The 25964-nt window shown below is 72.1% G+C and carries 26 protein-coding genes, 3 tRNA genes and 2 pseudogenes; 12 read left to right on the top strand and 19 right to left on the bottom strand.

Features of this window, described 5'->3' with window-relative positions; all coding sequences use genetic code 11:
• Positions 1 to 41: 41 nt before the first annotated feature.
• Positions 42 to 731, bottom strand: a complete 690-nt coding sequence (gene phoU / locus ACTT8P_RS05135) for a phosphate signaling complex protein PhoU (RefSeq protein ID WP_361156103.1) — start codon at positions 729 to 731, stop codon at positions 42 to 44.
• Positions 732 to 953: 222 nt separating this feature from the next.
• Here phoU and ACTT8P_RS05130 point away from each other — a divergent pair, with 222 nt between their 5' ends.
• Together ACTT8P_RS05130 and ACTT8P_RS05125 are read left to right on the top strand one after the other, a co-directional pair.
• Positions 954 to 2273, top strand: coding sequence for a sensor histidine kinase (locus ACTT8P_RS05130; protein WP_442830308.1), 1320 nt, complete (start codon positions 954 to 956; stop codon positions 2271 to 2273).
• On the top strand, positions 2270 to 2950 hold the full coding sequence (locus ACTT8P_RS05125) for a response regulator transcription factor (RefSeq protein ID WP_215166158.1): 681 nt from the start codon (positions 2270 to 2272) through the stop codon (positions 2948 to 2950). Before ACTT8P_RS05130 ends, ACTT8P_RS05125 begins: the two co-directional genes overlap by 4 nt.
• 158 nt (positions 2951 to 3108) lie before the next feature.
• Here ACTT8P_RS05125 and ACTT8P_RS05120 read toward each other — a convergent pair whose 3' ends face one another.
• Positions 3109 to 3831 (bottom strand): DUF461 domain-containing protein, encoded by a 723-nt coding sequence (locus tag ACTT8P_RS05120; protein WP_442830307.1) that lies wholly within the window; start codon positions 3829 to 3831, stop codon positions 3109 to 3111.
• Positions 3832 to 4471: 640 nt separating this feature from the next.
• Here ACTT8P_RS05120 and ACTT8P_RS05115 point away from each other — a divergent pair.
• From ACTT8P_RS05115 to ACTT8P_RS05090, 6 genes and pseudogenes are all read left to right on the top strand, one after another.
• Positions 4472 to 4954 (top strand): CarD family transcriptional regulator, encoded by a 483-nt coding sequence (locus ACTT8P_RS05115; RefSeq protein WP_003953493.1) that lies wholly within the window; start codon positions 4472 to 4474, stop codon positions 4952 to 4954.
• Positions 4955 to 5248: 294 nt separating this feature from the next.
• Entirely contained in the window at positions 5249 to 6049 is an 801-nt protein-coding gene (gene ispD / locus ACTT8P_RS05110) for a 2-C-methyl-D-erythritol 4-phosphate cytidylyltransferase (RefSeq protein WP_442830306.1), read from the top strand.
• The gene (gene ispF, locus ACTT8P_RS05105) at positions 6039 to 6536 is read left to right on the top strand and encodes a 2-C-methyl-D-erythritol 2,4-cyclodiphosphate synthase (RefSeq protein ID WP_442830305.1); all 498 of its coding nucleotides are present in this window, start codon (positions 6039 to 6041) and stop codon (positions 6534 to 6536) included. The genes ispD and ispF overlap by 11 nt, the downstream gene beginning before the upstream one ends.
• A 187-nt stretch (positions 6537 to 6723) precedes the next feature.
• Positions 6724 to 8121, top strand: a complete 1398-nt coding sequence (gene cysS / locus ACTT8P_RS05100; protein WP_442830304.1) for a cysteine--tRNA ligase — start codon at positions 6724 to 6726, stop codon at positions 8119 to 8121.
• 111 nt (positions 8122 to 8232) lie between these two features.
• Complete coding sequence (gene rlmB / locus ACTT8P_RS05095; protein WP_442830303.1) at positions 8233 to 9171, top strand: 23S rRNA (guanosine(2251)-2'-O)-methyltransferase RlmB; 939 nt, start codon at positions 8233 to 8235, stop codon at positions 9169 to 9171.
• Positions 9172 to 9264: 93 nt separating this feature from the next.
• Positions 9265 to 10251: pseudogene (locus ACTT8P_RS05090) on the top strand (hypothetical protein); the annotation flags it as partial.
• A 494-nt stretch (positions 10252 to 10745) separates the two neighbouring features.
• On the opposite strand, the pseudogene ACTT8P_RS05085 reads toward ACTT8P_RS05090, so the two are convergent.
• The 9 genes and pseudogenes from ACTT8P_RS05085 to ACTT8P_RS05045 all read right to left on the bottom strand — a co-directional run.
• Positions 10746 to 11513 (bottom strand): annotated as a pseudogene (locus tag ACTT8P_RS05085) (UDP-N-acetylmuramate dehydrogenase); the annotation flags it as partial.
• 86 nt (positions 11514 to 11599) lie between these two features.
• The gene (locus tag ACTT8P_RS05080) at positions 11600 to 11998 is read right to left on the bottom strand and encodes a DUF3291 domain-containing protein (protein ID WP_442830302.1); all 399 of its coding nucleotides are present in this window, start codon (positions 11996 to 11998) and stop codon (positions 11600 to 11602) included.
• 48 nt (positions 11999 to 12046) lie between these two features.
• Entirely contained in the window at positions 12047 to 13498 is a 1452-nt protein-coding gene (locus tag ACTT8P_RS05075) for a DHA2 family efflux MFS transporter permease subunit (RefSeq protein ID WP_442830301.1), read from the bottom strand.
• 98 nt (positions 13499 to 13596) lie between these two features.
• The gene (locus tag ACTT8P_RS05070; RefSeq protein WP_442830300.1) at positions 13597 to 14151 is read right to left on the bottom strand and encodes a TetR/AcrR family transcriptional regulator; all 555 of its coding nucleotides are present in this window, start codon (positions 14149 to 14151) and stop codon (positions 13597 to 13599) included.
• Positions 14152 to 14294: 143 nt separating this feature from the next.
• Positions 14295 to 14723 carry a MaoC family dehydratase gene (locus ACTT8P_RS05065; protein WP_442830299.1) on the bottom strand — a complete coding sequence of 143 codons (429 nt, stop codon included), beginning with the start codon at positions 14721 to 14723 and terminating at the stop codon, positions 14295 to 14297.
• Between the two features lie 7 nt (positions 14724 to 14730).
• Entirely contained in the window at positions 14731 to 15183 is a 453-nt protein-coding gene (locus ACTT8P_RS05060; protein WP_442830298.1) for an FAS1-like dehydratase domain-containing protein, read from the bottom strand.
• A gap of 93 nt (positions 15184 to 15276) precedes the next feature.
• Positions 15277 to 15441: a 50S ribosomal protein L33 gene (gene rpmG, locus ACTT8P_RS05055; protein WP_003948671.1), complete on the bottom strand. Its 165-nt coding sequence runs from the start codon at positions 15439 to 15441 to the stop codon at positions 15277 to 15279.
• Between the two features lie 90 nt (positions 15442 to 15531).
• A tRNA-Met gene (locus ACTT8P_RS05050) sits at positions 15532 to 15604 on the bottom strand.
• A 46-nt stretch (positions 15605 to 15650) separates the two neighbouring features.
• Positions 15651 to 15723 (bottom strand) — tRNA-Thr (locus ACTT8P_RS05045).
• Between the two features lie 222 nt (positions 15724 to 15945).
• Here ACTT8P_RS05045 and ACTT8P_RS05040 point away from each other — a divergent pair.
• Together ACTT8P_RS05040 and ACTT8P_RS05035 are read left to right on the top strand one after the other, a co-directional pair.
• Entirely contained in the window at positions 15946 to 17205 is a 1260-nt protein-coding gene (locus ACTT8P_RS05040; protein ID WP_442830297.1) for an amidohydrolase family protein, read from the top strand.
• A 112-nt stretch (positions 17206 to 17317) separates the two neighbouring features.
• Positions 17318 to 17974, top strand: coding sequence for an NAD(P)H-binding protein (locus tag ACTT8P_RS05035; RefSeq protein ID WP_442830296.1), 657 nt, complete (start codon positions 17318 to 17320; stop codon positions 17972 to 17974).
• A 28-nt stretch (positions 17975 to 18002) separates the two neighbouring features.
• On the opposite strand, the gene ACTT8P_RS05030 is transcribed toward ACTT8P_RS05035, so the two are convergent.
• A complete protein-coding gene (locus ACTT8P_RS05030) occupies positions 18003 to 18215 on the bottom strand; it encodes a hypothetical protein (RefSeq protein ID WP_442830295.1) in 213 nt (70 codons plus the stop codon).
• A gap of 79 nt (positions 18216 to 18294) precedes the next feature.
• Positions 18295 to 18376 (bottom strand) — tRNA-Tyr (locus ACTT8P_RS05025).
• 164 nt (positions 18377 to 18540) lie between these two features.
• On the opposite strand from ACTT8P_RS05025, the gene ACTT8P_RS05020 reads away from it, so the two are divergent.
• Entirely contained in the window at positions 18541 to 19029 is a 489-nt protein-coding gene (locus ACTT8P_RS05020; protein WP_442830294.1) for a YajQ family cyclic di-GMP-binding protein, read from the top strand.
• Between the two features lie 82 nt (positions 19030 to 19111).
• On the opposite strand, the gene ACTT8P_RS05015 is transcribed toward ACTT8P_RS05020, so the two are convergent.
• Together ACTT8P_RS05015 and ACTT8P_RS05010 are read right to left on the bottom strand one after the other, a co-directional pair.
• The gene (locus tag ACTT8P_RS05015) at positions 19112 to 19378 is read right to left on the bottom strand and encodes a GlsB/YeaQ/YmgE family stress response membrane protein (RefSeq protein WP_442830293.1); all 267 of its coding nucleotides are present in this window, start codon (positions 19376 to 19378) and stop codon (positions 19112 to 19114) included.
• Between the two features lie 147 nt (positions 19379 to 19525).
• Positions 19526 to 20374 carry a LysR family transcriptional regulator gene (locus tag ACTT8P_RS05010; protein WP_442830292.1) on the bottom strand — a complete coding sequence of 283 codons (849 nt, stop codon included), beginning with the start codon at positions 20372 to 20374 and terminating at the stop codon, positions 19526 to 19528.
• 143 nt (positions 20375 to 20517) lie between these two features.
• On the opposite strand from ACTT8P_RS05010, the gene ACTT8P_RS05005 reads away from it, so the two are divergent.
• On the top strand, positions 20518 to 21255 hold the full coding sequence (locus tag ACTT8P_RS05005) for an NADPH-dependent F420 reductase (protein WP_442830291.1): 738 nt from the start codon (positions 20518 to 20520) through the stop codon (positions 21253 to 21255).
• 34 nt (positions 21256 to 21289) lie between these two features.
• On the opposite strand, the gene ACTT8P_RS05000 is transcribed toward ACTT8P_RS05005, so the two are convergent.
• From ACTT8P_RS05000 to ACTT8P_RS04985, 4 genes are all read right to left on the bottom strand, one after another.
• Entirely contained in the window at positions 21290 to 21682 is a 393-nt protein-coding gene (locus ACTT8P_RS05000; protein WP_442830290.1) for a YccF domain-containing protein, read from the bottom strand.
• The gene (gene htpX, locus ACTT8P_RS04995; RefSeq protein WP_442830289.1) at positions 21679 to 22542 is read right to left on the bottom strand and encodes a zinc metalloprotease HtpX; all 864 of its coding nucleotides are present in this window, start codon (positions 22540 to 22542) and stop codon (positions 21679 to 21681) included. Before htpX ends, ACTT8P_RS05000 begins: the two co-directional genes overlap by 4 nt.
• 240 nt (positions 22543 to 22782) lie before the next feature.
• A complete protein-coding gene (locus ACTT8P_RS04990; protein ID WP_442830288.1) occupies positions 22783 to 24393 on the bottom strand; it encodes an NADH-quinone oxidoreductase subunit N in 1611 nt (536 codons plus the stop codon).
• Positions 24390 to 25964, bottom strand: a complete 1575-nt coding sequence (locus ACTT8P_RS04985; protein WP_442830287.1) for a complex I subunit 4 family protein — start codon at positions 25962 to 25964, stop codon at positions 24390 to 24392. Before ACTT8P_RS04985 ends, ACTT8P_RS04990 begins: the two co-directional genes overlap by 4 nt.

The following is a 25964-nucleotide window of genomic DNA, read 5'->3' as shown; positions in this document are numbered from 1 at the left end:
ACCGCACGCACCGCCGCACGCGCCCCCGCCGCCCGCCCGGTTCAGGCGCCTTCCACCCCCGTCACCGGCTGGATGTCCGCCTGGAGCTCGTCCGCGTGCTCACCGGTGACCAGGTACACCACCCGCTTGGCCACCGCCACCGCGTGGTCCGCGTACCGCTCGTAGTAGCGGCCCAGCAGCGTCACGTCGACCGCCGTCTCGATGCCGTGCTTCCACTTCTCCTCCATCAGGTGCTGGAAGAGGGTGCGGTGCAGCAGGTCCATCTCGTCGTCGTCCTGCTCCAGCTGGAGCGCCAGGTCGACGTCCTTGGTGATGATCACCTCCGCCGCCTTCGCCATCAGGCGCTGCGCGAGCTGGCCCATCTCCAGGATGGTGGCGTGCAGGTCCTGCGGGACCGCGCGCTCCGGGTACCGCAGCCGGGCCAGCTTCGCGACGTGCTGGGCCAGGTCGCCGGAGCGCTCCAGGTCCGCCGACATCCGCAGCGACGTCACGACGATCCGCAGGTCCGTCGCCACCGGCTGCTGGCGGGCCAGCAGGGTTATCGCCTTGGCCTCCAGGTCGTGCTGGAGGTCGTCGACCTTCTGGTCGCCCTCGATCACGTTCTCGGCGAGCTTCAGGTCGGAGTCGAGGATGGCGGTCGTGGCGCGCCCGATCGCCGACCCGACCAGCCGGGCCATCTCCACCAGTCCGTCGCCGATCGAATCCAGTTCCTCGTGGTACGCGTCCCGCATCTTCGGTTCCCTCTCGTACGTTCCGCCTGGGGGTTCCTGGGCAGGAGGGGTCCTGTCCAGGGGGTACTCACTCCCACGCTGCCACGTTCCGGCCCGTACGCGTCCGTTTCCGGCACCTCAAATGAACCAGCACTGGCTCCAAGGTGAACTCTGGGCGACGAGTGTTCGAGGTCGCACTCCGATGGCTTCGGCCCGGCCGTTCCGCATGCCTAACCTGGACGCATGGACGTGAACGCGGCGGTCGCCGCAGTGGCAGCGATCGCCGGAGCGGTGACCGGTGTCATCGCCATGCTCGCGTTCCGCTGGAGCGAGCGCGACCAGAAGCGCCCCACCCGCACCTCGCTGCACACCGACCCCGTGCTGCCGCCGGGGGTGGACACCGTCCTGTCGGTACTGAGGTCCTCCGCCGTCGTACTCGACGAGGAGGACGCCGTGGTCAAGGCCAGCTCGGCGGCGTACGCCCTCGGACTGGTGCGCGGCGGCAAGCTCGCCGTCGACCCGATGCTCCAGATGGCCCGCGACACCCGGCGGGACGGCGAGATACGCCAGGTGGAACTGGACCTGCCGCGCCGCGGCACCGGCCGGGGCGAGGCGCTGGCGGTCTCCGCGCGGGTCGCGCCGCTCGGCTCCCGGCTGGTGCTGCTGCTGGTCGAGGACCTCACCGAGGCCCGGCGGATAGAAGCGGTACGGCGCGACTTCGTCGCCAACGTCAGCCATGAGCTGAAGACCCCGGTCGGCGCGCTCTCGCTGCTGTCCGAGGCGGTCATGGACGCCTACGACGACCCCGAGGCGGTGACCCGGTTCGCCGGGCGCATGGGGATCGAGGCGACCCGGCTGACCAACCTCGTCCAGGAACTGATCGACCTCTCCCGGGTGCAGAACGACGACCCGCTGGAGGACGCCGAACCGGTCCGCGTCGACGAACTGGTCGCCGAGGCCATCGACCGCTGCCGGCACGCGGCCGGCACCAAGCAGATCACCATGGCCGCCGGCGGCACCGCCGAGCTGCGGGTGCACGGCAACCGCGGCCAGCTCGCCGCCGCCCTCGGCAACCTGGTCGAGAACGCCGTCAACTACTCGCCCGCCCGCACCCGCGTCGGTATCGCGGTCCGGCGGGTGGCCGCCGCCGGCGGTGACATGATCGAGGTGGCCGTGACCGACCAGGGCATCGGCATCTCCGACAAGGACAAGGAGCGCATCTTCGAGCGCTTCTACCGCGTCGACCCGGCCCGGTCCCGGGCGACCGGCGGCACCGGACTGGGTCTCGCGATCGTCAAGCACGTGGCCGCCTCGCACGGCGGGGAGGTCACGGTGTGGAGCGCCGAGAACCAGGGCTCCACCTTCACCCTGCGGCTGCCGGAGGCGGGCTCGGCCCGCGTCCGCGCACGGCAGCGTCCCGACCGCTTCGGACTCGCCGACGACGCCGAGCACCCCGACGACCCCGACGACGGCCGTCCCGCCGCAGCCACCGGCGCGTCCTCCGTCACACCCCCCGCACCATCCCCGTACGAAACGCTTCCCGCCCCGGAGGTCCTTCCGTGACCCGTGTGCTCGTCGTCGAGGACGAGGAGTCCTTCTCCGACGCCCTGTCGTACATGCTCCGCAAAGAGGGCTTCGAGGTCGCCGTCGCGACCACGGGGCCCGACGGACTCGACGAGTTCGAGCGCAACGGCGCCGACCTCGTCCTGCTCGACCTGATGCTGCCCGGCCTGCCGGGCACCGAGGTCTGCCGTCAGCTGCGGTCCCGCTCCAACGTCCCCGTGATCATGGTGACCGCCAAGGACAGTGAGATCGACAAGGTGGTCGGACTGGAGATAGGGGCCGACGACTACGTCACCAAGCCCTTCTCCACCCGCGAACTGGTCGCCCGTATCCGCGCCGTCCTGCGCCGCCGCGGCGAGCCGGAGGAGGTCACCCCGGCCGCGCTGGAGGCCGGGCCGGTCCGGATGGACGTCGACCGGCACGTGGTGACCGTGGCCGGCGCCAAGGTCGACCTGCCGCTCAAGGAGTTCGACCTGCTGGAGATGCTGCTGCGCAACGCCGGCCGGGTGCTGACCCGGATGCAGCTCATCGACCGGGTCTGGGGCGCCGACTACGTCGGTGACACCAAGACCCTCGACGTGCACGTCAAGCGGCTGCGCGCCAAGATCGAGCCGGACCCGGGCGCGCCGCGGTACCTGGTGACGGTCCGCGGTCTCGGCTACAAGTTCGAGCCGTAGACCGGCCCGCGCCCCGCGTGCGGTACGCCGAAGGGCGGGCCCCCGGTCGTCGGGGGTCCCGCCCTTCGGCGTACCGCACGGTTCTACGGCGTTCAGTGACCGGTTCTACGGCGTTCAGTGACCGGCGCCACGGCGTGCAGGGGCCGGCGCTACGGCGCTCAGTGGCCGGCGGTGTCCGCGTCGGCGGAGACGCTGGCGGAGGCCGCGTCGGTCGGGGAGCCCGACTCCGTGCCGGCCGACTCGGAGCTGTCCGATTTGGAGCCGGAACCGGCGTCGCCCGACGCGTCGCCGGACGGCTCGCTCTCGGTCTGCTCGTCGGCCGAGGCGGTCGACGTCGACGGGTCCTCGGAGGCCTCCGGCGCGGTCGGCACCTCGCTCGGGCCCCACGAGGTGAAGTAGTTCTCGGCCGGCACGACGAACGCCTTCAGGCTCACGTCACCGGTCTTGCTGAGGGTGAAGGTGATCTTCTGCGCGTTGCCGTCCTTGACCGCCTCGCGGCTGCTGGGCAGGGTGGCGGCGGCGTTGTCCTTGCCGCCGATGACCAGCGAGCCGCCGGCCGGGACGGTCAGCTCCTTGCCCTTGACCGGCTTCAGCTCGGCGGTCTTGCCGGTGCCGTCGACGCGGATCGACTCCAGCTTCTGGTCGGTGGAGCCGCCGTTGAAGAGGGTGGCGGAGATCGCGGCCGGGCCGGTCGACTCCAGGTCGGGCTGGGTGATGACGATGGCGTTCTGGATCTTGATGTCGCCGACGCTCGTCGCCGCGTTGTCCGGCTTGATCTCCAGGGTCTGGGCGCTGTTGCCGGCGCCGCACGCGGCGAGCGGGAGAATCGAGAACGCGATGGCGGCGGCGGCGAGGGCGCCGCGTCGAAGGCTGCTGCTCACGGCGGCGGCAACTCCTTGACTCGTCAGAGGCGGCGGCAGGGATAAAGCCGCCCTAAGTGGTGGTCAGCGGCTTCAGGTTACCGACCGGGTCGCCCGCCGCCGCACCCGACCCTCCCCCCTGGGCTCCCGCTTCGCCCGGAGAGCGGCGCGTCGCGGCCCGTTCCGCACGGCCCGCACCGGTCGCATTGGGCCACCCGCGCATCCGCCATTCGGATAAGAACCCGTCCGGCATACCGGCCGCCGAACGGACCGCACATTTTCTGTGCGGGAATGCGCGGGCGGCCCGGAATTGATCACGAGCCGGGTAGCGCGAACGCGGCACGAACGTGTCGTGATCAATTTCGGAATCGTCCGGAAGCCCACTCCGGACATCGAACGGAGTAGCGGAAGTCGCACGGATGGAATCGGACATATGGGGATGTTCGGTCACTCGGCCGTGCCTCCGGACGAGTGTGACGGCGGCGTTTCACCCACCCCGAAGAGCCGCTCCGACCTGCGAATACCTTCTTCCGGTCGGCCCGCGCAGCACGTTCCGGTTGCTGTTGTCAAGCCCCGAGATATGCCCTGACCTGCGAAAACGCCATTCAGAACCCGCCGTTTCCGTGTTACCCTGGATAGCCACGGAAGGGGTACCTGTCACATGACGTTCAAGGTTGGCGACACCGTGGTCTATCCCCATCACGGGGCCGCGCTGATCGAGGCTATCGAAACTCGCCAGATCAAAGGCGTGGACAAGACCTACTTGGTGCTGAAGGTCGCCCAGGGCGACCTGACGGTACGTGTGCCAGCGGACAATGCGGAGTTCGTCGGCGTGCGTGATGTGGTCGGTCAGGACGGGCTGGACCGGGTCTTCGAGGTGCTGCGCGCGCCGTACGCCGAGGAGCCCACGAACTGGTCGCGTCGTTACAAGGCAAACCTGGAGAAGCTGGCCTCCGGCGATGTCATCAAGGTCGCGGAGGTGGTACGTGACCTGTGGCGCCGGGAGCGTGAGCGCGGACTCTCCGCCGGTGAGAAGCGCATGCTCGCCAAGGCCCGCCAGATCCTGGTGAGCGAGCTGGCTCTCGCGGAGAACACCAACGAGGACAAGGCCGAAGCTCTGCTCGACGAGGTGCTCGCCTCCTGAGGGACCCCCTCCCGAGGCATTCCTCCTGAAGCACGGCGGAACCGCCCGGCTCCACACCGCTCGGTTCCACACATGAAATGCCGCGGTGCCCGATGACGGCTTTGCCGTCGCGGGCGCTGCGGCATGTTCGTGCCCGGGTTCTCGCACCCGGAGAATGTTCTTCCCCGGTCCTGGTGTGCCGGGCCCGGGCAGCTGTCTCGACCGGTGTCACGGAAGGGTCCGGTCAAGGCGTCGCGCCCGGCACTCCCAGGGCCATACCCACGCCAGGCCAGCACACAAACCTGACAGGAACCGATGTCTGACGAATCGCGTCCCTCGCCCGTGGTTGCCGCCGCGAACGGCTCCGAGAGCGGCCCGGCGGGCGGGTCCGCCGGGTCCCGTACCGCCGCCGTGATCCCCGCCGCCGGACGGGGCGTGCGCCTCGGTCCGGGCGCCCCCAAGGCCCTGCGCACGCTCGGCGGCACGCCCATGCTGATCCACGCCGTCCGCGCGATGGCCGCCTCCCGGGCGGTCTCCCTGGTCGTCGTGGTCGCGCCGCCCGACGGGGCCGCCGAGGTCAAGAGCCTGCTCGACGCCCACGCGCTGCCCGACCGGACCGACTTCGCGGTGGTGCCCGGCGGGGCGTCCCGGCAGGAGTCGGTACGGCTCGGCCTCGGCGCGCTGCCGCCCGAGTACGACGTCGTCCTGGTGCACGACGCGGCCCGGCCGCTGGTCCCCGTCGACACGGTGGACTCCGTCATCGAGGCGGTGCGCGGCGGCGCGCCGGCGGTGGTGCCGGCGCTGCCGCTCGCCGACACCGTGAAGGAGGTCGCGCCGGCCGCCGCGCCGGGCGGCCCGGAGCCGGTGGTGGCCACCCCCGAGCGGGCCCGGCTGCGCGCGGTGCAGACCCCGCAGGGCTTCGACCGGCAGATCCTGGTACGGGCGCACGAGACCGTGACGGAGAACGTGACCGACGACGCGAGCATGGTCGAGCAGCTCGGGCGGACCGTCGTGGTGGTGCCGGGGCACGAGGAGGCGTTCAAGGTGACGCGGCCGCTGGACCTGGTGCTGGCGGAGGCGGTCGTGGCCCGCAGGAGGCTGAACGATGGCTTCTGACCTGGTACTGCCCAGGGTCGGCATCGGCACCGACATCCACGCCTTCGAGGACGGGCGGGAGCTGTGGTGCGCCGGCCTGAAGTGGGAGGGCGAGGGCCCGGGACTGGCCGGACACTCGGACGCCGACGTGGTCGCGCACGCGGCCTGCAACGCGCTGTTCTCGGCGGCTGGGCTCGGCGACCTCGGCCAGCACTTCGGCACCGGCCGGCCGCAGTGGTCCGGGGCGTCCGGGGTGACGCTGCTGACGGAGGCGGCGCGGATCGTACGGGCGGCGGGGTTCCGGATCGGGAACGTCGCCGTGCAGGTGGTCGGCGCGCGGCCCAAGGTCGGCAAGCGGCGGGCGGAGGCGGAGCGGATCCTCTCCGACGCGGCCGGGGCGCCGGTGTCGGTGTCCGGCGCGACCACGGACGGGCTGGGCTTCCCGGGGCGCGGCGAGGGACTGATGGCGGTGGCGACGGCGCTGGTCGTCTCCGAGCGGCAGGAGTAGCAGGAGTAGCGCGAGCAGCAGGGGCCGGCCCACTCGGCCACCCGGCTCGGTCAGTAGGTCAGTAGGTCAGTAGGTCGGTAGGTCGGTAGGTCGGTAGAGAAGAGCAGCCCCCCGCCCGGACCCGGGCGGGGGGCCTCACCCACCCAAAAGTCATGGGGCACTGCTCGCGGCCCACTACCCTGGACTCGTGACTATTCGGCTGTACGACACCAGCGCCCGGCAGATCCGTGACTTCGCCCCCCTCGTGCCGGGCTGCGTCTCGATCTACCTGTGTGGTGCCACCGTGCAGGCCGCCCCGCACATCGGGCACATCCGGTCGGGGCTGAACTTCGACATCATGCGCCGCTGGTTCGCCCACCGCGGCTACGACGTCACGTTCATCCGCAACGTCACCGACATCGACGACAAGATCATCAAGAAGGCGGCGGAGCAGCACCGCCCCTGGTGGTCCATCGGGTACGAGAACGAGCGGGCGTTCAACGACGCCTACGCCGCCCTCGGCTGCCTGCCGCCCACCTACGAGCCCCGCGCCACCGGGCACATCACCGAGATGGTCGAGATGATGCGCGGCCTCATCGAGCGCGGCCACGCCTACGAGGCCGAGGGCAACGTCTACTTCGACGTGCGCTCCCTGCCGGGCTACCTGTCGCTGTCCAACCAGGACATCGACGACCTGCGCCAGCCCGACGAGGGTGCCACGGGCAAGCGCGACCCCCGGGACTTCGCCATGTGGAAGGCGGCCCGGCCCGGCGAGCCGAGCTGGGAGACGCCCTGGGGACGCGGGCGGCCGGGCTGGCACCTGGAGTGCTCGGCGATGGCGCACAAGTACCTCGGCGAGGAGTTCGACATCCACGGCGGCGGGATCGACCTGATCTTCCCGCACCACGAGAACGAGATCGCCCAGGCCAGAGGCTTCGGCGACGCCTTCGCCCGGTACTGGGCGCACAACGCCTGGGTCACCATGAGCGGCGAGAAGATGTCCAAGTCGCTCGGCAACTCCGTACTCGTCAGCGAGATGGTCAAGCAGTGGCGGCCGATCGTGCTCCGCTACTACCTGGGCACCCCGCACTACCGCTCCACCATCGAGTACAGCGAGGAGTCGCTGCGCGAGGCGGAGACGGCGTTCGCCCGGATCGAGGGGTTCGTGCAGCGCGCCGCCGAACTGGCCGGCACCGCCGTCGAGCCCGCCGCCGAGGTGCCGCCCGCCTTCGCCGACGCGATGGACGACGACCTGGGCGTCCCGCAGGCGCTCGCCGTCCTGCACACCACCGTCCGGCAGGGCAACAGCGCGCTGGCCGCCGACGACAAGGAGGCCGCCGTCGCGCGGCTCGCCGAGGTGCGGGCCATGCTCGGCGTCCTGGGACTCGACCCGCTGGACGCCCGCTGGGCCGGCGACACCGAGACCGGTGAGGACCTGGGCGGCGTCGTCGACAGCCTCGTACGGCTCGTGCTCGACCAGCGGGAGGCGGCCCGCGGCCGCAAGGACTGGGCCACCGCGGACGCCATCCGGGACCGGCTCGGCCAGTCCGGGCTGGTCATCGAGGACGGCCCGCAGGGCCCGCGCTGGAGCCTCGGCCCCCGCTGACCCGCACCCGGTTCCCCTCGGTCACCGAAGATCGACTGTGCCGCCCGGCCCCCCGGGCGGCACACTGCATAGAACGTACCGACCACATCTCAGGAAGCGAGACACCTACTCATGGCCGCTAACAACCGCCGCATGTCCGGCAAGAAGGGCGCGCAGGTCGGCAGTGGCGGCCAGCGGCGCCGGGGCCTGGAAGGCAAGGGCCCCACCCCGCCCGCCGAGATGCGCAAGGGACACGTCAAGCAGCGCGTCGCCAACGCCAAGGCCCGCCGCACCCAGGGCCGCACCCAGGCCCGGCGCGGCGGCCGGTCGGCCTCCGAGATGGTCGTCGGCCGCAACCCCGTCGTCGAGGCGCTGCGCGGCGGCGTGCCCGCCTCCACCCTCTACGTCCAGCAGTTCATCGACAGCGACGAGCGGGTCCGCGAGGCGCTCCAGCTCGCCGCCGACCGCGGCGGCATCAACCTCATGGAGGCGCCCCGGCCCGAACTGGACCGGATGACCAACGGGCTCAACCACCAGGGGCTGGTGCTCCAGGTGCCGCCCTACGAGTACGCGCACCCCGAGGACCTGCTCGCCGACGCCGCCGAGGCGGGCGAGGACGCGCTGATCGTCGCCCTGGACGGGGTGACCGACCCGCGCAACCTCGGTGCCGTCGTCCGGTCCGTCTCGGCGTTCGGCGGACACGGCGTGGTCGTGCCCGAGCGGCGCGCGGCCGGGATGACCGCCGGTGCCTGGAAGACGTCCGCCGGCACCGCCGCCCGTACCCCGGTCGCCCGCGCCACCAACCTGACCCGCGCCCTGGAGCAGTACAAGAAGGCCGGGGTCACGGTGGTCGGCCTCGCCGCCGACGGGGAGACCGAGGTCGGCGAGCTGGCCGCGCTCGGCGGACCGGTCGTGATCGTCGTCGGCAGCGAGGGCAAGGGCCTGTCCCGGCTGGTCGGCGAGACCTGCGACCACCGGGTGCGGATCCCGATGCCGGGCGGCGCGGAGTCGCTCAACGCCGGTGTGGCGGCGGGCGTCGTGCTGTACGAGGCGGCCCGCAAGCGGGCCTGAACACGTCCGGAACACCCGCCCCGACGATCTTGACGGGGTCCGGACAGATACCGGTGGTCAAGGCAGTGTCCTAACGTCACGTCACTCGGTTAGATGAGTGTGGACACCAGAACACCCCGCACACCCACGGGGGACCGCTCGTCGGGAATCGACGACGCTCCCGCGCTGAGCATGGTGAAGGTGCCGAGCGATCCGGCCCAGGTCATCGTCAACCACGCGAGTTTCCGCGTCCGGTTGGGTGCCTCGGCGGGGCGGACCACGTCCGCGCGGATCACGCGGCACCTGAGCGCCACCCAGGACACCGCCCGTATCCCCGTCGTCGGCGGGTCCGAGCACGCGGGCGCGCCCGCGCGGCGCCGGGCCGTCGTCTGGAGCGGCCGGTCGGACCCGGACGACTCCGGTGCCCACCGGCTGCTCCAGGCGGTACGGGCCGGCGCCGCGCCCGCCGACGCCGGGGCCACCCAGGTCATCCCGCGCGTCGACGGCGGCGCCGCGGGCGGCGGCGGATACGGCGACGGGTACGACGACCGCGCCGACGACCTCGGCCCGGGGACCGTCCCGACCCCCGTCGTCGGCGCCCAGCGCACCGGCGGCCGGCCTGGGGGTCCCCCCGCTGGGGGAGGCACCCGGCTGCTGCCCGCCATGCGCACCGTCGGCAGCGCCTACGACGAACCCGCCTTCCAGCCGCCCGGCTACCCGGAGGACGGCTACCGGGACGGCTACGAGGACGGCCTCGACGACGACCTCGACCCGGCGGACCCGCGCTCCGGCCGGGGCGCCGACGACCCCGCCCGGCACGCCTACTACCCCGGCCGCCGGATGAACCTCGGCGTCGTGCTGCTGCCGCTGCGCGTCTTCCTCGGCTTCATCTCCGTCTACGCCGGCATGGGCAAGCTCTGCGACCCGGTCTACTTCGACGGCGGCGAGCGCGGCTCCATGGTGAAGTGGCTGAACACCCTGCACCCCTGGGAAGTCGCCGAGCCGCTGCGGCAGTTCGCCCTCGCCCACCCGGTCGGCTCCGGGCTGGTCATCGCCTTCCTCCAGGTCATCGTCGGCGTGCTGACCGTGCTCGGCTGCTGGCAGCGGGTGGCCGCCGCGGTCGGCGCGTTCCTGTCGGCGGCCCTGCTGCTCACCGTGAGCTGGAAGAGCGTCCCCGCCTACGACGCGCCCGACATCATCTACCTGGCCGCCTGGTCGCCGCTGGTCATCGCCGGAGCGCCGGTCTACTCCGTCGACGGCCGGCTGGCCGGCGGCGCCTGGCGGCGGCTCGGCCCCCGCGCCCACCTCTGGGACCTGCGCCGGTACGTGCTGCGCCGCGGGGCCCTGATCACCTTCCTGGTGACCGGCGTGACGCTGCTGGTCGGCTCGCTGCTCGGCGGTGCCGTGCGCGACGCGGACCGGGTGGTCGTGCCCGGCCCCGGCGAGGGACCGCGCAACGAACTGCCGGGCTCCGCGCTCCCCGCCGACCCCGGCGCGCGGAAGGGCGGCAGCCCCGAGGCACCGGCCGGCTCCCCGTCGCAGGGCGCGACCGCCGGCACGACGACCGGTCCGAGCGGCGCCGCGGCCACGCCGGGCGCGTGGAACGCGGCGAACTCCTCGTCGGTGAGGATCGGGTTGGTGAAGAACGACCCGGCCGACCAGGTGTCGTGGTCCTCGGGGTCGAGGACCATGCCCTTGCCCGCGCGCAGCTTCAGCACGGTCTCGCGGGCGGCCGCCAGCGGGACCCGGTCGCCGGGCTCGACGCCGAGGGCGCGGGCGGTCTCGGCGTACTTGACCGGTCCGGAGAGCCCGGCGGCGTCCTCCAGGGCGAAGCGGACCCGCAGGACGACGTAGCGGTCGGGTTCGGCCTTGAAGCGGCTGTGGCGGTAGGAGAACCCGCACTGCTCGGCGGTGAGGGTGACCGTCTCCCCGGTGGTGCGGTCGTAGGCGACGACCTCGGTGATGGTGGTGGCGACCTCCTGGCCGTACGCCCCCACGTTCTGGATCGGGGTGGCGCCGGCCGAGCCGGGGATGCCGGCCAGGCATTCGACGCCGGCGAGTCCGGCCTCGACCGTGCGGGCGACGGCGTCGGTCCACACTTCGCCGGCGGCCAGCTCCAGCCGGGTGCCGGCGAGGGCGAAGCCCTTGGTGGCGACGGCCAGCGCGGTGCCGTCGAAGCCCTTGTCGCCGATGACCAGGTTGGAGCCGCCGCCGATCACCAGCAGCGGCGTGCCGGTGGCGTCGGCCTCGCGGACGGCGGCGATCACCTCGGCGTCGGTGGTGACGGTGACCAGCCGGGTCGCGGGACCGCCCAGCCGGAAGGTGGTCAGCGGGGCGAGGGGGGCGTCGTGGAGTTCCTGCACGCGCCCAAGACTACGAGAAGCCACTGACAGCGCCACGGGCGAGGAACGGCCGGGGCCGTTCCTCGCCGGTACGCGCGCGTGCGGGCTCAGCCGAGGCGCCGCAGCGCCTCGGCCCAGTCGGCCGGGAGGCTGTCGCCGCTCGCCGTCCAGGAGACGAACTTCGCGTCCTTCATCTGCCCGGCCAGCCCGCCGGCCGCCGGTCCGTGGGCGCCCGCGCGGGCGAACTCCTTGAGGGCCTGGGGCGACTCCCAGGCGGACAGCGTCCAGAAGGTCCGCCGGAACGGCCGGGCCCGCAGGGACGCGCCGTACGCGCCGGGCGCCCGCCCCACCTGGCGCCACACGGCGGGGGTCCGGGCGAGGAAGCGGAACGCTCCCCACAGGGTGCGGGTCTCGAAGCGGGAGGCGAAGACGTGGACGTCGGGGGCGCCCTTGCCGTCGTTGGCGGGCGGCGGGGTGTTCGGCGTGATCCAGGGCAGGGTGGGCATGGCGGGCTCCTTCTCGGGGCTGCGGGCTTCTCGGGCTGCGGGCGGGACTCAGCGGGCGGCGGTTTCCAGGGCGGGCGCGGGCGCCGTCGCGCCGCCGTCGTCGGCCGGGCCGGCCGGGCGGCGCGCCGGGATCAGCAGTGCCGCCACCGCGCCGACCGCGACCGCCGCGGCGCCGGTGACGAGCGCGGGCCGCAGCCCGTCGACGAAGGTCAGCGCGCTCTCGTAGCCGCCCTGGGCGGAGAAGATCGAGCCCATCACCGCGACGCCGAGCGCGCCGCCGACCTCGCGCAGGGCGTTGTTCGCGCCGGAGGCGACGCCCTGTTCGTGGCTTCGGACGCTGGACATCACGAGGTGGGCGGCGGGGGCGAAGTACAGGGCCATGCCGATGCCGCAGATGATCAGGCCGGGCAGCTGGACGGCGTAGGAGGCGTCCGTGGTGATGACGAGGCCCAGGTAGGCGAGGCCGGTGGCCTGGAAGAAGAGTCCGGCGGCGACCACGGGCCGGCCGCCGACCCGGTCGGCGAGGAGGCCGGCGATCGGCGCGACCAGCATGGGCATGCCGGTCCAGGGCAGCATGCGCAGGCCCGCCTCGGTGGGCGAGTAGCCGAGCACGCCCTGGAGGTACTGGCTGAGCAGGAAGACCGAACCGAACACGCCGAGGAACATCAGCAGGCTGGCCGCGTTGATCCCGGCGAACGCCCGGGAGCGGAACAGCCGCATCGGGAGCACCGGGTTCCTGGCCTGGATGCCGTGCCGGACGAACCCGGCGAGCAGCGCGGCCCCGGCGAACAGGGACAGCAGGACCACACTGTCGGTCCAGCCGTCGGCGGGCCCGCGGACGAGGCCGTAGACGACGCCGAACAGCCCGCCGCTCGCGAGCAGGGTGCCGGGTATGTCGAGCCGGGCGCCGGTGCCGTGGGACTCGGCGAGCCGCAGGCGGGCGAGCGGCAGCAGGGCGATGCCCAGCGGCACGTTCAGCCAGAAGATCCACTGCCAGGAGATGTGCTCGGTCAGCGCGCCGCCGATCAGCGGCCCGGAGGCCACCGCGAGCCCGTTGACCGCGCCCCAGATGCCGTACGCCATGCCGCGCCTGGCGGCCGGTACCGCGGCCGTCAGCAGGGTGAGCGTCAGCGGCATCATGATCGCCGCGCCGACACCCTGCACCGCGCGGGCCGCGATGAGGCCGCCGATGCCGGGCGCGAGGGCGGCCGCGGCGGAGGCCGCGGTGAAGACGGCCGTGCCGACCAGGAAGAGCCGGCGGCGGCCGAAGCGGTCGCCGAGGGCCGCGCCGGTCATCAGCAGACAGGCGAAGGTGAGCGTGTAGGCGCTCACCGTCCATTCGAGGTCGTGCAGTGCGCCGCCGAGGTCCTCGCGGATGGCGGGCAGCGCGGTGGTGACGACGAGGTTGTCCAGGGCGGCCATGAACCCGGCCACGCTGGTGATGACGAGCGCCCAGGCCGCTCCCCCGCGGCGTGAGATCTGTTGCTGCTGCTGTGACATGACTCCCCCAGAGGTTGTCACTGACGCTTCGATTAGTTATTGATGACTAACTTTCATGGTCAAAAAAAGAGGGCCCGCAAGGACGCATCCCCGACCCCTTACGGACGTCCGGTCCCGTACACGCCTTCCCAGACCCGGTGTCCGGGCGGAAACCCCATGGCCACCAGGGTGTTGATGAGCATCCCCTTCGCCATGAAGTCACCCGTCCCGGTGATGTCGCCACCGCCGGCCAGCGCATGGACCGTGTCCCACAGCCGCATCCAGCCGGCCCGCACCAGTTCGCCGAACTCGCGGTCGCCCGCCTGCTCGGCGGCGCCCACGGTGAGGTACATCTGCATCTGCATCAGCAGCCGTTCCGGCCGCTGAATGATGACCTCGGAGTAGGTGTGCCCCATGGCGTACCGCGCCGCTTCGCCCTCCAGCCCCTCGGCCGCCTCCTCGAACGTGCGGATGGTCTCCTCGATGCACCGCTCCGCCGCGGCGAGGAAGATCGCCTGCTTGCCGGGGAAGAGCCGGAAGAGATACGGCTGCGAGACGCCGACCCGCTTGGCGATCGCCTCGGTCGACGTGCCGTAGTAGCCGCCGCGGGCGAACTCGGCCATCGCCGCGCGGACGATGCTCTCGCGCCGTTCCTCTGCGCTCATCCTGACCATGCGACCAAGTTAGTACTTAATCACTAACCTGCGCAAGCCCTGCGGACAGGCAGGACAGACAGACAGGTAAGGGGCGTCCCCCAGAAGGACGGGTAAGGGGCGCCCCTCTGACGGAACGCCCCTTACCGCTGCTCATGAAGAGTTCAGCCCAGCCGCACGACCGCCCGGGACATCCCGAGCACCTTCTGTCCGGCGCTGGTCGCCGTGAGGTCGACCCGCACGGTGTGGTCGTCGAGCTTGGCGGCGACCTTGGCGCTGACCTCGATGGCGGCACCCCGGCCGTCGTCCGGGACGACGACCGGCTTGGTGAATCGGACGCCGTACTCGACGACCGCGCCCGGGTCGCCGGTCCAGTCGGTGACCACCCGGATCGCCTCGGCCATGGTGAACATGCCGTGCGCGATGACGTCCGGCAGCCCGACCTCCTTGGCGAACCGCTCGTTCCAGTGGATCGGGTTGAAGTCACCGGAGGCACCCGCGTACCGGACGAGGGTGTCGCGGGTCACGGGGAAGGACTGGGCCGGCAGTTCGGTGCCGACCTCGACGTCGTCGTACGCGATCTTCGCCGTCATCGGTTGCTCACGCCCCCTCGGCCGCGCGGGCGACCAGCTTGGTCCAGGCGGTCACGACGAGCTCGCCGGCCTCGTCGTGCACCTCGCCGCGGATGTCCAGGATGTCGTTGCCCGCGAGGGACTTGACCGTCTCGATGGTGGAGGTGACGGTGAGCCGGTCACCGGCGCACACGGGACGGACGTAGGCGAACTTCTGGTCGCCGTGCACCACCCGGCTGTAGTCGAGGCCGAGCTGCGGGTCCTGGATGACCACGCCCGCGGCCCGGAACGTGATGGAGAACACGAAGGTGGGCGGCGCGATCACGTCGGGGTAACCGAGCGTCCTGGCGGCCTCGGGGTCGGTGTACACCGCACTGGTGTCACCCACCGCCTCCGCGAACTCGCGGATCTTCTCCCGGCCCACCTCGTAGGGCGCGGTGGGCGGGTAGGTCCGCCCCACGAAGGACTGGTCGAGCGCCATGGGCTCGGTACCTCCTGCTGCTGGTTCCTACTGGATGAAACGACGCGAGGCCGCCCCCAGCGTTCGGGGACGGCCTCGTGTACGAGCCTGAAATTATCGCGTTTCGCGGTGCGCGGTGTGCGCATTGCAACGCGGGCAGTGCTTCTTCATCTCCAGTCGGTCCGGGTTGTTACGCCGGTTCTTCTTGGTGATGTAGTTCCGCTCCTTGCACTCCACGCAGGCCAGCGTGATCTTCGGGCGGACGTCGGTGGCAGCCACGTGAGTGCTCCTTGACGAACGGATGGGACTGGGTTAACGCATAGAAGAGTAGCCGATCGAAGGACCGACCCCGCAATCGGCTACTTAGAGTAGCGGTGACCGGACTTGAACCGGTGACACAGCGATTATGAGCCGCTTGCTCTACCGACTGAGCTACACCGCTGCGATGCGATCGAGTCCCGCCTCGCGGCGGGAACCTCTCACACCAGAGCCCCAATACGGAATCGAACCGTAGACCTTCTCCTTACCATGGAGACGCTCTGCCGACTGAGCTATTGGGGCGAGCGATGAAGACATTACACGGTCGGCCGCCGTTCGCCCAAATCCGTTTCGCGGCTCCTGTCCCGGCCCGTCGCCCGGCCGCCGGGCCGGTCCGAAAGGGCCGACCACACCGGTACGACTATTGCGCTCCTCCGCGCCAGGGGCTGATCACCGCCCTAGGCTCGACTCACTCTGCGTGATCATGCGTCCCCCACTGCGCAGCCCCGAGCCCAGAGGAGCGCGATGCCCGACAGCCAGCCGCAGCAGCCGTCCCACTCCTCCTCCCGCCGGGGCCCGGCGGGGCCCGGCGCGCTGCTGCTGTCGGGGGCCCGGCTCGCCGACGGCCGGACCGTGGACGTACGGCTGTACGGCGGCCGGATCGAGGCCGTCGGCACGGCGGGCAGCCTCGCGCCGGCCCGCCCGCCCGGGGCCGGCGGCCGGGTGGACCTCACCGGCTATCTGCTCCTGCCGGCCCCCGCCGAGCCGCACGCGCACGCCGACACCGCCCTGACCGCCGACTCCGCCGGGCCGGTCTCCGACCAGCCGCTGGACGTGCAGCGCCGGGCCACCGAGGCAGCGCTGCTGCAACTGGGGCACGGCGCCACGGCGTTGCGGGCGCACGTGCGGGTGGGCGACGTGCCGGGGCTCGGCGCCCTGACCGCCGTACTGCGGGCCCGGCGGGCGCTGCGCGGGCTGGTCGAGCTGACGCCGGTGGCGATGCCGAGGGTGCTGACCGGGGCGGCCGGGGCGGACGGGCTGGCGATGCTGCGGGACGCGCTGAAGATGGGCGCGGGGGTGGTGGGCGGATGTCCGGACCTGGACCCCGATCCGACCGGGTACGTGGAGGCGGTCCTGGAGGTCGCCGCCGAGCACGGCTGCCCCGTCGACCTGCACACGGACGCCGCCGACCCGGCCCGGCTGGCCCGGCTGGCGGCGATGGCGGGCGGGCTGCGGCCGGGGGTGACCCTGGGGCCGTGCGGCGGTCTGGACGGGCTGCCGGCCGAGGTGGCGCACCGCGCGGCGGACCAACTGGCGGCGGCCGGGGTGACGGTGGTGTGCCTGCCGCAGGGCGGCTGCGGCGACGCGGGGCGGCGCGCGACGGCTCCGGTACGGCTGCTGCGGCGGGCCGGGGTGCGGGTGGCGGCCGGCAGCGGCGCGCTGCGGGACCTGGCCAACCCGGTGGGGCGCGGGGACCCGTTGGAGGCCGCGTATCTGCTGGCCTCCCGGCACGGGTTGCGGCCGGAGGAGGCGTACGAGGCGGTGAGCGGGGCGGCGCGGGCGGCGCTGGGGCTGCCCGAGGTCCGGGTGGAGGCGGGTTTCCCGGCCGAACTCCTCGCGGTGCGCGGCGACCGGCTCGCGGGGGCGCTCTCGTTGGCGTACAGCCGTGTTGTGGTGCACGGGGGGCGCGTGGTGGCGCGTACCAGCGCGGTGCGGGAGTACGGCGACTGCTCGTCGGCCACGGAGCTGGGGCTGCCCCGGCAGGGGCGGGGGCAGCTGCCCTGACGTTCCGTCGGTCGGCGCTGCGGAGTGTTCGGGTCCGGTTTCGTCGAGTCGCGGGGAAGGCGGCCGGGAAGCCGTGCGGCGCGGACGTCCGCCGAGGCGTACGGTCGAAGACATGCGCATTGTCATCGCTGGTGGTCATGGTCAGATCGCGCTGCGGCTGGAGCGGTTGCTCGCCGCGCGCGGGGACGAGGTGGCGGGCATCATCCGCAAGGCCGAGCAGGCCGACGACTTGCGGGCGGCCGGGGCCGAACCGGTCGTCCTGGACCTGGAGTCGGCCTCGGTCGACGAGGTCGCCGAGCGGCTGCGGGGCGCGGACGCGGCGGTCTTCGCGGCGGGCGCGGGTCCGGGCAGCGGCACGTCCCGCAAGGAGACGGTGGACAAGGCGGCGGCGGTGCTGTTCGCGGACGCGGCCGTCCGCGCGGGCGTACGCCGTTTCGTGGTCGTGTCGTCCATGGCCGCCGACCCCGGGCACCAGGGCGACGAGGTCTTCGACGTCTACCTGCGCGCCAAGGGCGAGGCCGACGCGTACGTACGGTCGCTGGACGCGCTGGACTGGACGATCCTGCGCCCGGGCGCCCTCACGGACGACGCCGGTACCGGCCTGGTCCGCCTGGAGGCGCGTACCGGCCGCGGCCCGGTCCCGCGCGACGACGTGGCCTCGGTGCTGGCGGAGCTGGTGGACACCTCGGCGACGGCCGGCCTGACGCTGGAACTGGTCAGCGGGTCCACGCCGGTGTCGGTGGCCGTGAAGTCGGTCGCGGGGAACTGAGCGGGAACCGACTTCCCTGGGCAGCTGTTCAGAACAGGGGCAGCTGCCCAGGGAAGTCGGGCACGGCATAGCCGTCCAGCGCGGGCTGCGCGGCGCCGATCTGGGCGGGCCGGCGGGAGCCGGGGCAGGACGTGAGCTCCCCGCTCTCCCGGGCGCCGGGCGGATCATGCCGCGCGTACCGACCGGCGACGACGGCGATCTCGCGACGGCAGGCGGGGCAGAGACGGCGACGGGACGACATGGCCCCAGTGTGCCGCAGCCCTATGACAAAGACCCCCTCCGCACTGCGTTTCCGCAGGTGGAGGGGGTCTTCCCCAGTGTGGCGGCGCCAGGATTCGAACCTGGGAAGGCTGAGCCGGCAGATTTACAGTCTGCTCCCTTTGGCCGCTCGGGCACACCGCCGGGGTTCGCTGCCCTTCGAACCGCTTTTCGGCGGTGCTCCGTGGCAACGACGTAAACAATACCCGATGGGGAGGGGTGCTCCGCCACCTGATTGGTCTGCGCCCGGCGGGCGTCGGGTGGCTAGGCTTGTCCGACACGCACCCCGATACAAGGAGCCACAGGACATGGCCGACTCCAGTTTCGACATCGTCTCGAAGGTCGAGCGGCAGGAGGTCGACAACGCCCTCAACCAGACCGGCAAGGAGATCTCGCAGCGCTACGACTTCAAGGGCGTGGGGGCCTCGATCTCGTGGTCCGGCGAGAAGATCCTCATGGAGGCGAACTCCGAGGACCGGGTCAAGGCCGTCCTCGACGTCTTCCAGTCCAAGCTGATCAAGCGCGGGATCTCACTGAAGGCGCTGGACGCCGGTGAGCCGCAGCTCTCCGGCAAGGAGTACAAGATCTTCGCGTCCGTCGAGGAGGGCATCTCCCAGGACAACGCGAAGAAGGTGGCGAAGATCATTCGGGACGAGGGCCCCAAGGGCGTGAAGGCCCAGGTGCAGGGCGATGAGCTGCGGGTCAGCTCCAAGAGCCGGGATGATCTCCAGACGGTGATCTCGCTGCTGAAGGGCAAGGACTTCGACTTCGCACTCCAGTTCGTGAACTACCGGTGATCCGGTCCCAGGCGGGCACGGGGAAGGGCGGGCACCGGGTGGTGCCCGCCCTTCCCCGTTCGCCGGCCGCGCTCCGGGGGTCTCAGTCGCGCGAGTTGCCGAACAGGATGCGGTAGGCGACCAGGAGGACGAACGAGCCGCCGATCGCGGCCGCCCAGGTGGCCCCGTCGTAGAAGTCGTTCGTGATCGGGTGGTCCAGCCAGCGGGCCGATATCCAGCCGCCGATGAACGCGCCGGCGATACCGATGAGGGTCGTGCCGATGAGGCCGCCCGGGTCGCGGCCCGGCAACAGGACCTTGGCGATGGCTCCGGCCAGCAGCCCCAGGATGATCCAACTGATGACGGTCATGCCCTGAACCTGCCCTCTCTCCCTGTGCCCGCGCTGCGAAACCGCTGTGCGGTGCGTTGCTTCTGCCGCGCTCTGTCTAAGTTGAAGACGCAACGACTGGGGTGGCGGTTGCGGACGGTGGCGGTTGCGGTTGGTCCGGGCGGCGGTTCAGTCCGCGAACGCGGCCACGTACGACGCCACGCACAGCTCCGGGGTGGCCAGTGAGGTCACGACGTGGCCGTCGATGGTCACCGGCGGGTCGAGCGGCACCTGGCGCAGCCGCTCGGAGCGGTTCCCGTCGAGTTGCTCGGCCGGCAGCAGCGTCCAGCCCTCGGGGTCCCGGCCCACCTCGAACAGTACGTTGAGCATGTCCCCGGCCGGCGGCCGCAGCGGGGCAGCTGGCAGGGCGGCGAGGATCGCGTCGTGCAGCGGCGGGTCGCTGTCGCGGGCGGGAAGCCGCAGCCCGGCCGGATCGAGGTCGCGCAGGCCGACCGCGGGCTCGCGGGCGGCGGGGTGTTCGTGGGCGAGTACGGCGTACAGCGGCTCGGACCAGGCGCGCGCCACCGTCACCGTCGTGGCGGTGAACGCGCCCCGGACCAGCGCCAGGTCCAGCTCGCCGTCGCGTACGGCGTCGAGTCGCGCGGCCACCGGCAGGTCGACCAGTTTCGGCTCGGCGGGGCGCTCGCCGGCGCCCAGGCGGCCCACCGCCCGGTCCAGCCGCCGGGTGACGCAGGACGCCACCCCGATCCGCAGTACGGCCGCCGGTTCGCCGGCCACCACCCGGACCCGGGCCGCCGCGGCGAGGGTCTTGCGGGCCGCGGTGAGCACGCGTTCGCCGGCCGGGGTGACCCGTACCCGGCGCGAGGTGCGGTCGAGCAGACGTACGCCGAGTTCGCGTTCGAGCCGGGCGATCTGCTGGCTCACCGCCGACTGCACGATGTCCAGTCGTTGCGCCGCGCGCCCGAAGTGCAGTTCCTCGGCGACGGTGACGAAGTACTGCAACGCCCTCAGTTCCATCTCCCTGATCTATCACACGATGTGATTGCTGCCGAGCCTCTTTGGTCATTGTTCGCGCAGGTCATCGCGGGTGTGATGGGTACATCCCGGCCCGCCGGTGCAACCCGTCGAAGCGACGCGGGCAGATGCGAACGGAGAACACAGTGAGCGTGACCACCCTCGGCGTCATCGGTTCCGGCATGGTCGGCCTCGGGGTCGCCCGCCGCGCCGTCGACGCCGGCCTGGACGTCGTACTGAGCAACTCGCGCGGTCCCCAGACGCTGGCCCCGCTCGTCGCGGAGCTCGGCGGGCGGGCCCGCGCGGCCACCCCGGCCGCCGCGGCGCGCGCCGCCGAGCTGGTCGTGGCGGCCGTGCCGCTGGCCGCCCGGGAGCGGCTGCCCCGGGCGGAACTGGCCGGCAGGACCGTGATCGATCTGATGAACTACGCGCCGCACGCCGGCTTCGAACTGCCGGAACTCGACCGCGACGAGCTGACCTCCAGCGAGCTGGTGCAGCGCCACCTCGCGGGGGCCCGGGTAGTGAAGGCGCTGCACAACATCGGCCCCAAGCAGTTGCTGGAGCTGTTCCGCCCGGCCGGCGCCCCCGACCGCACCGCGCTGCCCCTGTCCGGCGACGACCCGGCCGCCAAGAAGGAGGTGGCCGGCCTGCTGGACGTCCTCGGCTTCGACACGGTGGACCTCGGCCCGCTGGCCGACAGCTGGCGCAGCGAGCCCAACACCCCGTTGTACGCGCTCCCGTACGTGGGACAGCCGCCGTCCGGGCTCACCGTCCCGGAGTTCGTGGCCTGGGTGCAGCAGGCGCCCGGGGTGCCGGTGTCCGCCGCCCGGGTCGGCGAACTCGCCGCCGCCGCGGTGCGCGGGCCGGCGGGATTCCGGAGGTAGCGGCGGGCGCCCGATCTCTGGTGTGACGCCGGTGTCAGCGGGCCGCGAACGGCTGGTCGGTGCGGACGATGTCGCGGCCCAGCGGGAGCAGGGAGACCGGGATCAGCTTGAAGTTGGCTATGCCGAGCGGGATGCCGATGATCGTCACGCACAGCGCGATGCCCGTGAGGATGTGGCCGAGGGCCAGCCACCAGCCCGCGAGGACCAGCCACAGCACGTTGCCGACGCAGGAGGCGGCGCCCGCGTCCCGGCGCTCGACCGTGGTGTACCCGAAGGGCCACAGGGCGTAGACGCCGATCCGGAACGCCGCTATGCCGAACGGGATGCCGATGATCGTGACGCACAGGAGCACGCCCGCGAGCAGGTAGGCGAGGAACAGCCAGAAGCCGCTCAGGACGAGCCAGATGAGGTTGAGGATGGTCTTCACTGCCGGCGACCTGCCATCTTCTCGAGTCGGGCGATGCGTTCCGCCATCGGCGGGTGGGTGGAGAACATCTTCGAGAGGCCCTGCCCCGGGCGGAACGGGTTGGCGATCATCATGTGGCTGGCCGTCTCGATACGGGGCTCAGGGGGAAGCGGGAGCTGCTTGGTGCCCGCGTCGAGCTTGCGCAGGGCGCTGGCGAGGGCGAGCGGGTCACCGGTGAGCTGGGAGCCGGACGCGTCGGCCTCGTACTCCCTGGAGCGGCTGATGGCCAGCTGGATCAGACTGGCGGCCAGCGGGCCGAGCAGCATGATCAGGAGCATGCCGAGGAGGCCGGGGCCGTCGTCGTCGTCGGAGCGGCCGATGGGGATCAGCCAGGCGAAGTTGACCAGGAACATGATCACCGAGGCGAGGGCGCCGGCCACCGAGGAGATGAGGATGTCGCGGTTGTAGACATGGCTCAGCTCGTGGCCGATGACGCCGCGCAGCTCGCGCTCGTCGAGCAGGCGCAGGATGCCGTCGGTGCAGCACACCGCCGCGTTGCGCGGATTGCGGCCGGTCGCGAAGGCGTTCGGGGCCTCGGTCGGGGAGATGTACAGGCGGGGCATGGGCTGCCGGGCCTGGGTGGAGAGCTCGCGCACCATGTGGTACAGCCCCGGGGCCTCGAACTCGCTGACCGGGCGGGCCCGCATCGCGCGCAGCGCCAGCTTGTCGCTGTTCCAGTACGCGTACGCGTTGGTGCCCAGGGCGACGAGAACGGCGACGACCAGTCCGGCTCGGCCGAAGAAGCTGCCGATGACGATGATGAGCGCGGACAGTCCCCCGAGGAGTACTGCGGTCCTGAGCCCGTTGTGCCGGCGGTGCACGGTACGCCCTCCAAATGGTGCAGCAGGGGAACCCTTTGCTTGAGCCCGTTGCTTGCTGGTCTCGCTCGCTGTGGTCGCTTCCCGGTCGGTCGATGCCACCGGTGTGTGGTGACACGTCCAGTGGACCCTTCCGTACTGGTCAACGCCAGGCGACGGCCACCAGTTCCCCGGGCGACGCGGGGGCGGGCGTGGGCCGTCCGGGTGAGCGGGGCGGCTACGGGCCCGCGGGCGGGCCGGGGGTCAGAAGAGCCCGGTGCCGGCGAAGCGGAGGATCAGCTGGGGGGCGCCGGACAGGGCGACGGCCAGCACCGCGGTGACCGCGAGGGCGGCGGTGAGCGGGGCCGGGACGCGGTGGCCGCGGGTCTCGCCCTCCGGGGCGGCGCGGAACAGCAGGGCGGTCCACCGGAGGTAGTAGTACAGCGCGACGACGACGTTCACGGCCATGAGCACGGCGAGCCAGCCGAGGCCGGCGTCGACGGCCGCGGAGAAGACGCTGACCTTGGCGAACAGGCCGATGATGCCGGGCGGCAGCCCGGCGAGGCAGAGCAGGAAGAACGCCAGGAGGAGGGCGGTGAGCGGGTTGGTGGCGTACAGGCCGCGGTAGTCGGAGACGCGGTTGCCGGACTTCGTACGGCCCACCAGGGCGGCGACCGTGAAGGCGCCCAGGTTCACGGCGCCGTACATGAGGGCGTAGGCGACGGTGGAGCCGATGGACCGCTCGGGATCGTCGGAGTACGCGGCGGCGGCGATCGGCACCAGGAGGTAGCCGGCCTGTCCGACGGACGACCAGGCGAGCAGGCGTACGGCGCTGTACGCGCGCGTGCCCCGCTGCCGGAGGGCGCCGGCGTTGCCGACGGTCATGGTGAGGGCGGCCAGCGCGGCCAGTGCCGGGCCCCAGACGTCGGCGTACGACGGGAGGGCGACGACGGTGACCAGGATGAGGCCGGAGAAGCCGACCGCCTTGCCGACCACGGACAGGTAGGCGGCGATCGGCAGCGGCGCGCCCACGTAGGTGTCGGGCACCCAGAAGTGGAAGGGGACCGCGGCGGTCTTGAAGGCGAAGCCGACCAGGGTGAGGACGACGCCGGTGTGGACGAGGGTGGTGAACCGCCCGTCGACGTCCTGGACGCGTTGCGCGATCTCGGTGAGGTGCAGGGTGCCGGTGGCGGCGTACACGAAGCTGATGCCCAGGAGGCTGACGGCGGTCGCGGTGACCGAGGAGAGGAAGAACTTCAGGGCCGCTTCGGAGGAGCGCCGGTCGCCGTGGCGCAGGCCCACCAGGGCGAAGGCGGGCAGCGAGGCGACCTCCAGGGCAACGACCAGGGTCGCGAGGTCCCGGGAGGCGGGCAGCAGGGCGGCGCCGGCCGCGGAGGACAGCAGCAGGAACCAGAACTCGCCCTCGGGCAGTCCACGGTCGGCGTCCTTCAGGGTGGTGACCGACAGCAGGGCGGCCACCAGGGCGCCGCCCAGCACCAGGAGCTGGATGACCAGGGTGAACGGGTCGGCGACGTAGCTGCACGCGCGCGTGCCGTCGGTCAGGCAGAAGGTGGCGCGGTCGCCGTCCAGGAGGGGCAGCAGCAGGAGCAGCGAGGCGGCGAGACCGGCAACCGACAGCCAGCCAAGGAGCGTTTTCCGGCCGTCCTTGAGGAAGAGATCGGCGACCAGGGCGGCGAGTCCGATCACGGCGGTCAGGGTGGGCGGTGCGATCGCGAGCCAGTCGACGGACTGGACGAGGTCCTGGGCCAAGGGATGCACAAGGGGCTCGGCGAACGGCTCGGCGAAGGGCTCGGCGAAGGGCTCGGCGAACGGCTCGGCGAAGGACTGGGCGAAGGGCTGGGCCAGGGCGCTCATCGGGTGCCTCCTGCGAGGAGCTGCTGCACGGCCGGGTCGGTCAGGCCGAGCAGGGCCTTCGGCCAGAGGCCGGCGACGACGGTGAGGGCGACGAGCGGGGTCCAGGCCGCGAACTCGTAGCGGCGGACGTCGGGGAGAGCCGGGGTGTCCGGCACGTTGGCGCCCATGCAGACGCGGCGGACCACGATCAGCAGGTACGCGGCGGTCAGCAGCGTGCCGAAAGCGGCCATGGCCATGAAGGTGAGGAAGGCGGGGCGGCTGAGTCCGGGCGCGGGGTCGAACGCGCCGAACAGGGCGAGCATCTCGCCCCAGAACCCGGCCAGTCCCGGCAGTCCGAGCGAGGCGACGGCGGCGAAGGCGAGCAGGCCGCCGAGGCGGGGTGCCTTGCCGTAGAGCGCGGCTCCGGTCTCCTCGGCCAGGGTGTCGAGGTCGGTGGAGCCGGTGCGGTCCTTGAGCGCGCCGACCAGGAAGAACAGCAGGCCGGTGATGAGACCGTGGGCGATGTTGGCGAACAGGGCGCCGTTGACGCCGGTCGGGGTCATGGTGGCGATGCCGAGCAGGACGAAGCCCATGTGGCCGACGGAGGAGTAGGCGATGAGGCGTTTGAGGTCGCCCTTGGCGCCGCGTCGGGCGAGGGCCAGGCAGGCCAGGGAGCCGTAGATGATGCCGACGACGGCGAAGGCGGCCAGGTACGGCGCGAAAGTACGGAACCCGTCGGGGGCGACCGGCAGGACGATCCGGACGAACCCGTACGTACCCATCTTCAGCAGTACGCCGGCCAGCAGGACCGAGCCGACCGTGGGCGCGGCGGTGTGGGCGTCCGGCAGCCAGCTGTGCAGCGGCCACATCGGGGTCTTGACCGCGAGCCCGATGCCGACCGCCAATACCGCGATGACCTGCACGGATGTGGTCAGCGACCGGCCGTTGTCAGTGGCGAGTGCCACCATGTCAAAAGTGCCCGCCTTGATTCCGATCAGGAGCAGGCCGAGCAGCATGACCACGGAGCCGAGGAGGGTGTACAGGATGAATTTCCAGGCCGCCTCGGCCCGGCCCTCGCCGCCCCAGCGGGCGATGAGGAAGTACATCGGGACCAGGACCATCTCGAAGGCGAGGAAGAAGAGGATCAGGTCGAGGACGGCGAAGCTGGCGAGCGTGCCGGACTCCAGGACGAGCAGCAGCGCGACGAACGCCTTCGGGGTGGGCCCGGCAGGCATCTTGAAGTACGAGTAGAGCGCGCACAGGAACGTCAGCAGCGCGGTCAGGACCAGGAGGGGGAGGGAGATGCCGTCGATGCCGAGGTGGATGCGCACGTCGAGTGCGGGGATCCAGCTGATGTCGGTCGTGGCCTGCATCCTCGACGGCTGGTCGTGGTCGAAGCCGAGCGCGAGGACGATCGCGGCGATGAGCACGGCACCGGTCACGGTGACGCCGTGCCGCAGTACGGCCTGTTCCGGTGACTTCCCCTTCAGCCCGGGCGGCGCGGGCAGCAGGGCGGCGACGGCGCCGAGGAGCGGGCCGACGACGATCAACGCCAGAAGGACCTGCATCACGGACTCGTTGATATCGATCAC

Source organism: Streptomyces sp. JW3 (assembly GCF_052216785.1).
In the GTDB taxonomy this organism is placed as follows: Bacteria; Actinomycetota; Actinomycetes; order Streptomycetales; family Streptomycetaceae; genus Streptomyces.
This window is presented reverse-complemented; position numbering and strand designations above follow the sequence as displayed.